Below are 7,393 nucleotides of genomic sequence, written 5' to 3' on the forward strand. Positions count from 1 at the left end.
AATTCAAAATCTTGGTGTCACAAGTTATTATCCGAAATATTATTTAATTATCACATCTAGATAAAGAGAGCCATCCCATTTTCAAATCCAACGGAGAGGGTGGGATTTGAACCCACGATGACGTTGCCGCCATAGCGAATTTCGAGTCCGCCGCATTCAACCACTCTGCCACCTCTCCAAAGGCAAGCTTGATCCATTATATCATTAACTTACTTGATTTTACAGCAAAGCATTGTAACCTTCTGTTAATTCCAAAGATGTTTCAAATTTACCACTCGGTTTCCACTGAACTGCGCCATCTTTACCAGTAATAAACAAGTTAATTTTAGCTTGATTAACATTTGCTAAGGTTTCTAAATCAACCTTATCCGCAGAAACAATCACAACTTTTGGTTGTACTACCTTTAACAACTCTGCTGTAACTCTTTCTCCAGATGTCCATAACACATCAACTTTGGGGAATTTTTCTGTGATTAATAACTGCTTTTGTTCCTCTGATTTCAATGCGCCAATGAATAACCAATTTTGTCCATCAATTAAAAGCTGTAACATAGGAACTTCAGCATTAATCAATCGAACTGAAGTTGTCCCAAAAGTCATAATTTGACCTGGAATTAAAGGTTGATAATTTCCCTTACGTGCTTGCAAAACTTTTTGAATTTCTGTTTGTCCCGGCGTACCATTTTCCGCAGATGAATTACTATAAAAGTTAGCAATGGGCAAATATCCAAGGATGGTTAACCAACCACTTTTATTATCATTTGTTGTATTAGTAGCGATCGCCCAATCAACCTGATTCACTCCCTGATGTTGTAAAAAGGGAATAATATCATATTTCCCTGTACTCGAGTCGCCACTATTAACTAGAGTCACTTTTCCCTTATCTTGTATTACTAAAACTGGTTGTTTACCAGCTTCCAATATAGTGGCTTGAAACAAAGCAGTTTGCGTTTGCCAAACCGGAATTACAATCACAGTTGCTGCCAATAAACCAGCGAACCACCAATAATTTCGCCACCACCTGAACAAGCAAACTAAAGCAATTAAAATATACAAAACTAATAGTTGATATTGAGAAATTGCCCCTACCGCAACCGAATTTCCCGGTAACTCATAAAAGAATTCTACCAATCCAATCAACCAATGAGTAGGGTAATAAAGTAACCAAGCAATTCTACCACCTGCGATCGGCCAAAGCACACCTAAAATCGCACTAATAAAGCCACCAATACTAAGAATAGTTACAAATGGTGTTGTAATTATATTAATCGGAATACTATAAGGAGAAATGATTTTAAAAACATACAATTGTAAAGGCAAAGTCCAAATAGAAGCAGCAACTGGAATAGCAATAGCTGCCGCTAAAACTGGTGGCATCCAGTCCAATCTTTTACTAATTGCTGGTACCGTTACCACCAATCCCAAAGTTGCCAAAAAACTCAATTGAAAACTTAAATCCCAAATCCAAGTAGGATTTAACAAAAGTAGAAAAGTTGCCGCAAGTAACAGAGAACCTATAGGATTAATTTTCCTTTGCAGCAAGGGAGCAATTAAAGCTGCAACTCCCATTACCACTGCTCTTAATATAGGTGGTTGCGGCCCCGTCAAAGCTAAAAAAATTCCTAAAGCTATGACTCCAGCGATGAATTGCGATCGAACAGACAACCCCTTAGTTAACAACAAAACCACATATAAAATTAACGATACCTGAAAACCTGAAGCCGCCAAAGTATGAGCCAAACCAATTCGGGTAAACTGATCCTTAAGCTCCACAGGCAGATAAAAATTAACAGATTGACTACCTAAAACCATCGCACTCACCAAAGGCCCTTCAGGAACCCCTAAACCAAGAGTATGAGAACGAATAATTCTTTGTCTAATTGCCCACCAACCAATTTTAGCGCCTTGTTCCTCCGTCAAAAACTCAACTTTTTGACCTGCTAAACCAGCAAAAGCACCTTCTTGTGCTAAATAATTACGAAAATCAAAACCACCCGGATTACTAACTAATTTAGGTTTATACAACCTACCCATAACAGCAATTCTTTGATCGGTATGTAACCCAGTTGCTTGTAGCAAAGGCACAGTTACATACAATTTTCCCGAAACTTCTTTACCCAATTGTACTGGTCTATCTTTACCAATTATCTCATTCAACTGAGTCGCTTCCAACCAAAATTGCGCCTTTCTGGTGCGAGTTAGGCGAGGCATACTTTCCACAGTACCTCTAACAGTGACCAACTGTTCCATAGCACCAGTTTCTCGGCTAATATCATTAGTTGGAGGTCGGGGTATTCTCACCTGAAAATATAAAGTTGCTGCTAATCCCACCAATCCAGCTACTAACCAAATCCAACGTTTCGGCCCTTTGCGCCAAAATCTAGGCACAAAAAACGTTGCTATAATTCCTAAAATTAGTACAACAATTCCTCCCCAAGGTAAAGGAAGTATTGTAGAAAGCAAGCCAATGATGTAGGCTAAACAAAGAATAAAAGCAATAGTGGCTGAATTCATGGAAAAAGTTCAATTTTAGATTGACAAACCCAACTTTAATCCCAACACTGCATGAAGGAATAACAAACACAGTGCTGCACTTCCTAAGTAAGCATGAATTGTGCGAAGTACAGATTTGTTACCCCCAAACTTACTGATAGAAATTGCGCCATTAATGCCCAATAAAATTAACACAATTGAACCTGTCCAGAAATGAGGGCTTTCTAAAATTGGTTTGTGCTGCATTACCAGTGATAAGAGTCCCCCAGTGTACCCCAATGCCAAGAATAAAAACATCCAAGGTGCTAGTTTACGATGATCGGAGCGACTTTTGAGAGCAGTTTCTCGATCGGCAACTACCCGTCCCCGCCATCCCGCTAACCCGACAAAGCTACCCATCACAAAGATAACGATCGCCATCATAACCGGATGTCCCCAATGCTCGATCGGTTCGGGAATACCCAATGCTCTAAACTGTGAAGCGATCGGTTCTAAAAGCTCATTCAGATTAGCCATACTTCCTAACTATCCCATCAATAACCAACAGTGAGTAGCTTTCCCCAAAATTTTTTCCAGCTTACTTCACCAAGTAATTAGGATACCAGTTCTACAGGTAATTGCAGAGATGGTTGTGACCTCAATAAAGGAAAACCAAGTTTTTCTCTTTGTTGCACGTAAAGCTGTGCCACTTGTCTTGCCATATTCCGAATTCTGCCAATGTAGCGAGTCCTTTCAGTGACAGAAATCACACCTCTAGCATCCAACAAGTTGAATGTATGAGAACACTTTAAAACATAATCCAAGCTAGGCAGAACTAATCCTCTAGCAATCAACTGTTCTGCTTCCTGTTCGTACAAACCAAACAAAGTAAACAGCAACTCTGGATTAGAAGCTTCAAAGTTATAAGTACACTGTTCAATTTCCCCTTGCAGATGCACATCTCCATAAGTAATGTCATCTGTCCATTGAATTTCAGTGATTGCCGACTTTTGCTGGAGATACATTGCTAACCGTTCTAATCCATAAGTAATTTCGATCGAAACCGGACGACAATCAATTCCACCACACTGTTGAAAATAAGTAAACTGGGTAATTTCCATCCCATCCAACCAAACTTCCCACCCAGTCCCCCAAGCACCTACCGCAGCATCTTCCCAATTATCCTCCACAAATCGCACATCATGATCTTCCGGGCGAATCCCTAAAGCTCTCAAAGAATCAAGATAAATTTCCTGAATATTATCTGGCGATGGCTTAATTAGAACTTGATACTGATAATAATATTGAAACCGATTCGGATTCTCCCCATAACGTCCATCACCTGGACGACGACAAGGTTCCACATAAGCAATAGACCAAGGTTCTGGCCCTAGTGCCCTCAGAAAAGTATGAGGATTCTTTGTCCCAGCGCCCTTTTCAATATCGTAGGGTTGAGCGATCAGACAATGGCGATCGCTCCAAAACCGATTTAGAGTAGCAATAATTGATTGAAAATTCACAACTTTTCCTTACCTGAGTACTCTAACTACTTTAGGATTTACGCAAAGATTTTACTTGTAGGGTGCGTTAGTGCTAACGTAACGCACCATTGCGCCATGCCCTATTTAGTGTCAGTGCCTAAGTCCTCTACTTCTCTGACTCAACCATTCTGCCCTAAAACTGCCTCCAGATGTGACTTTGAGGACTTCTCCAAAAAAGTTTTCCCAAACGGTTGACAAACCCTGTAGGGATTGGTAGATTAGTAAAGCGGTCGAGAGAAAGCCAAACGCAAGTGAAGCACTCAAGACGCGCCCGAACCTAGAAAAAAGTATAGTTTGAAAGCCAAAAAAAGCCAAGCTCGTCAAAGAAATAAAAGTATAGAGTCAAGAGTAATCAAATGGAGAGTTTGATCCTGGCTCAGGATGAACGCTGGCGGTCTGCTTAACACATGCAAGTCGAACGGGTACTTCGGTACAAGTGGCGGACGGGTGAGTAACGCGTGAGAATCTAGCTTCAGGATGGGGACAACAGAGGGAAACCGCTGCTAATACCCGATGTGCCGGAAGGTGAAAGATTAATTGCCTGAAGATGAGCTCGCGTCCGATTAGCTAGTTGGTAGGGTAAAAGCTTACCAAGGCGACGATCGGTAGCTGGTCTGAGAGGATGACCAGCCACACTGGGACTGAGACACGGCCCAGACTCCTACGGGAGGCAGCAGTGGGGAATTTTCCGCAATGGGCGAAAGCCTGACGGAGCAAGACCGCGTGAGGGAGGAAGGCTCTTGGGTTGTAAACCTCTTTTCTCTGGGAAGAAGAACTGACGGTACCAGAGGAATCAGCATCGGCTAACTCCGTGCCAGCAGCCGCGGTAATACGGAGGATGCAAGCGTTATCCGGAATTATTGGGCGTAAAGCGTCCGTAGGTGGCGCTTCAAGTCTGCCGTTAAAACCAGTAGCTTAACTACTGACAGGCGGTGGAAACTGAAGAGCTAGAGTGTGGTAGGGGTAGAGGGAATTCCCAGTGTAGCGGTGAAATGCGTAGAGATTGGGAAGAACACCGGTGGCGAAAGCGCTCTGCTGGACCACAACTGACACTCACAGGACGAAAGCTAGGGGAGCGAAAGGGATTAGATACCCCTGTAGTCCTAGCCGTAAACGATGGATACTAGGTGTTGTGAGTATCGACCCTCACAGTGCCGGAGCCAACGCGTTAAGTATCCCGCCTGGGGAGTACGCACGCAAGTGTGAAACTCAAAGGAATTGACGGGGGCCCGCACAAGCGGTGGAGTATGTGGTTTAATTCGATGCAACGCGAAGAACCTTACCAGGACTTGACATGTCGCGAATCGAAGTGAAAGCTTCGAGTGCCTTCGGGAGCGCGAACACAGGTGGTGCATGGCTGTCGTCAGCTCGTGTCGTGAGATGTTGGGTTAAGTCCCGCAACGAGCGCAACCCTCGTCTTTAGTTGCCAGCATTGAGTTGGGCACTCTGAAGAGACTGCCGGTGACAAACCGGAGGAAGGTGGGGATGACGTCAAGTCAGCATGCCCCTTACGTCCTGGGCTACACACGTACTACAATGCGACGGACAAAGAGCAGCTAAACAGCGATGTCAAGCAAATCTCGGAAACCGTGGCTCAGTTCAGATTGTAGGCTGCAACTCGCCTACATGAAGGCGGAATCGCTAGTAATCCCAGGTCAGCATACTGGGGTGAATTCGTTCCCGGGCCTTGTACACACCGCCCGTCACACCATGGGAGTTGGCCACGCCCGAAGTCGTTATCCTAACCCTTGTGGAAGGAGATGCCGAAGGTGGGGCTGATGACTGGGGTGAAGTCGTAACAAGGTAGCCGTACCGGAAGGTGTGGCTGGATCACCTCCTTTTTAGGGAGACCTAACCTAACTGTGAGCAGAAAAATTGTGATCAGGTCACAGATGAGGTCATACCCAGGTCGAACGAGATTGGTCAGGCTTTCAAACTATGTTCAGGTTGGGTGAATGGGCTATTAGCTCAGGTGGTTAGAGCGCACCCCTGATAAGGGTGAGGTCCCTGGTTCAAGTCCAGGATGGCCCACCTGAAACCCAAAGTGATTGTGGGGGTATAGCTCAGTTGGTAGAGCGCTGTCCTTGCACGGCAGATGTCAGCGGTTCGAGTCCGCTTACCTCCACCAAAAAAAATAGCGAAAAAAAGCGGAAAAAGACTTGTCTAAGTAAAAAAGAAAATGATAGACTAGCTCGAGTGAGTCTGCGATGAAGTTAGCACCTCCATTGGTGAAGCACCAAAGAGAATGCTGGCGACATCAGCCAGTGAGAACCTAGAAAACTGCATAGATGAAGAGAAATAGGAAACATTGTAGCAGGTAGATAATTACCAATAGTTTGTGTTACAAGGTCAAGCTATCAAGAGCTAACGGTGGATACCTTGGCACGCAGAGGCGAAGAAGGACGTGGTGACCGACGAAACGCTCCGGGGAGCTGGCAGCAAGCATCGAGCCGGAGATATCCGAATGGGGCAACCCTTGATACAACTGGTTGAATCCATAGACCAGAATGAGCCAACCGGGTGAATTGAAACATCTTAGTAGCCCGAGGAAAAGAAAACAACCGTGATTCCCCCAGTAGCGGCGAGCGAAGCGGGAAAAGCCTAAACCAACTGGATTACCAGTTGGGGTAGTGGGACAGCAACAAAGGAAACTGGAAACTAGACGAAGTAGTTGAAAGCTACACCAGAGAAGGTGAAAGTCCTGTAGTCGAAAGTGAAAAGAACCAAGCTGAATCCCGAGTAGCCAGGGGCACGTGAAATCCCTGGTGAATCAGCCGAGACCACTCGGTAAGGCTAAATACTACTGCGTGACCGATAGAGAAACAGTACCGCGAGGGAAAGGTGAAAAGAACCCCGGGAGGGGAGTGAAACAGAACCTGAAACCGTTAGCTTACAAGCAGTGGGAGGACGATTGAACGTCTGACCGCGTGCCTGTTGAAGAATGAGCCGGCGAGTTATCAGTACTGGTAGGTAAAGGTGAACAGCCACAGCCACAGCGAAAGCGAGTCTGAACAGGGCGAATAAATCAGTATTGATAGACCCGAACCCGGGTGATCTAACCATGTCCAGGATGAAGCTTGGGTAACACCAAGTGGAGGTCCGCACCGACCGATGTTGAAAAATCGGCGGATGAGGTGTGGTTAGGGGTGAAATGCCAATCGAACCCGGAGCTAGCTGGTTCTCCCCGAAATGTGTTGAGGCGCAGCGGTAATGAATATAGCTGAGGGGTAAAGCACTGATTCGGTGCGGGCTGCTCGCGCGGTACCAAATCGAGTCAAACTCTGAATACTCAGCGGACACATTACCAGTGAGACGGTGGGGGATAAGCTTCATCGTCAAGAGGGAAACAGCCCAGACCACCAGCTAAGGTCCCCGAAATA

3 protein-coding genes, 3 tRNA genes and 2 rRNA genes (1 of these 8 cut by a window edge) are annotated in these 7,393 nt (G+C 45.0%); 4 read left to right on the forward strand and 4 right to left on the reverse strand.

Features of this window, described 5'->3' with window-relative positions; translation table 11 throughout:
- Positions 1-91: 91 nt before the first annotated feature.
- The 4 genes from ACE1CA_RS24380 to glyQ all read right to left on the reverse strand — a co-directional run bounded on the left by ACE1CA_RS24380 (position 92) and on the right by glyQ (position 3,992).
- A tRNA-Ser gene (locus tag ACE1CA_RS24380) sits at positions 92-178 on the reverse strand.
- 41 nt (positions 179-219) lie between these two features.
- Entirely contained in the window at positions 220-2,514 is a 2,295-nt protein-coding gene (locus ACE1CA_RS24385; protein WP_413280546.1) for a ComEC/Rec2 family competence protein, read from the reverse strand.
- A gap of 15 nt (positions 2,515-2,529) precedes the next feature.
- A complete protein-coding gene (locus ACE1CA_RS24390; RefSeq protein WP_413280547.1) occupies positions 2,530-3,009 on the reverse strand; it encodes a DUF4079 domain-containing protein in 480 nt (159 codons plus the stop codon).
- A gap of 77 nt (positions 3,010-3,086) precedes the next feature.
- Positions 3,087-3,992, reverse strand: coding sequence for a glycine--tRNA ligase subunit alpha (glyQ, locus tag ACE1CA_RS24395; RefSeq protein WP_413280548.1), 906 nt, complete (start codon positions 3,990-3,992; stop codon positions 3,087-3,089).
- Positions 3,993-4,366: 374 nt separating this feature from the next.
- On the opposite strand from glyQ, the gene ACE1CA_RS24400 reads away from it, so the two are divergent.
- The 4 genes from ACE1CA_RS24400 to ACE1CA_RS24415 all read left to right on the forward strand — a co-directional run.
- A 16S ribosomal RNA gene (locus ACE1CA_RS24400) occupies positions 4,367-5,854 on the forward strand.
- 116 nt (positions 5,855-5,970) lie between these two features.
- Positions 5,971-6,044: transfer RNA gene (locus ACE1CA_RS24405), tRNA-Ile, on the forward strand.
- Positions 6,045-6,065: 21 nt separating this feature from the next.
- A tRNA-Ala gene (locus tag ACE1CA_RS24410) sits at positions 6,066-6,141 on the forward strand.
- Between the two features lie 219 nt (positions 6,142-6,360).
- Positions 6,361-7,393, forward strand: a 23S ribosomal RNA gene (locus ACE1CA_RS24415); it runs 1,852 nt beyond the window's last position.
- Together the 16S and 23S rRNA genes with 2 tRNA genes alongside form the textbook arrangement of a ribosomal RNA operon.

Source organism: Floridaenema evergladense BLCC-F167 (assembly GCF_041929205.2).
Lineage (GTDB): Bacteria > Cyanobacteriota > Cyanobacteriia > Cyanobacteriales > Aerosakkonemataceae > Floridanema > Floridanema evergladense.

Coding starts and splice junctions, on each gene's coding strand:
- ACE1CA_RS24390 (WP_413280547.1), bottom strand. CDS start 3,009: ATGGCTAATCTGAATGAGCTTTTAGAACCGATCGCTTCACAGTTTAGA.
- ACE1CA_RS24385 (WP_413280546.1), bottom strand. CDS start 2,514: ATGAATTCAGCCACTATTGCTTTTATTCTTTGTTTAGCCTACATCATT.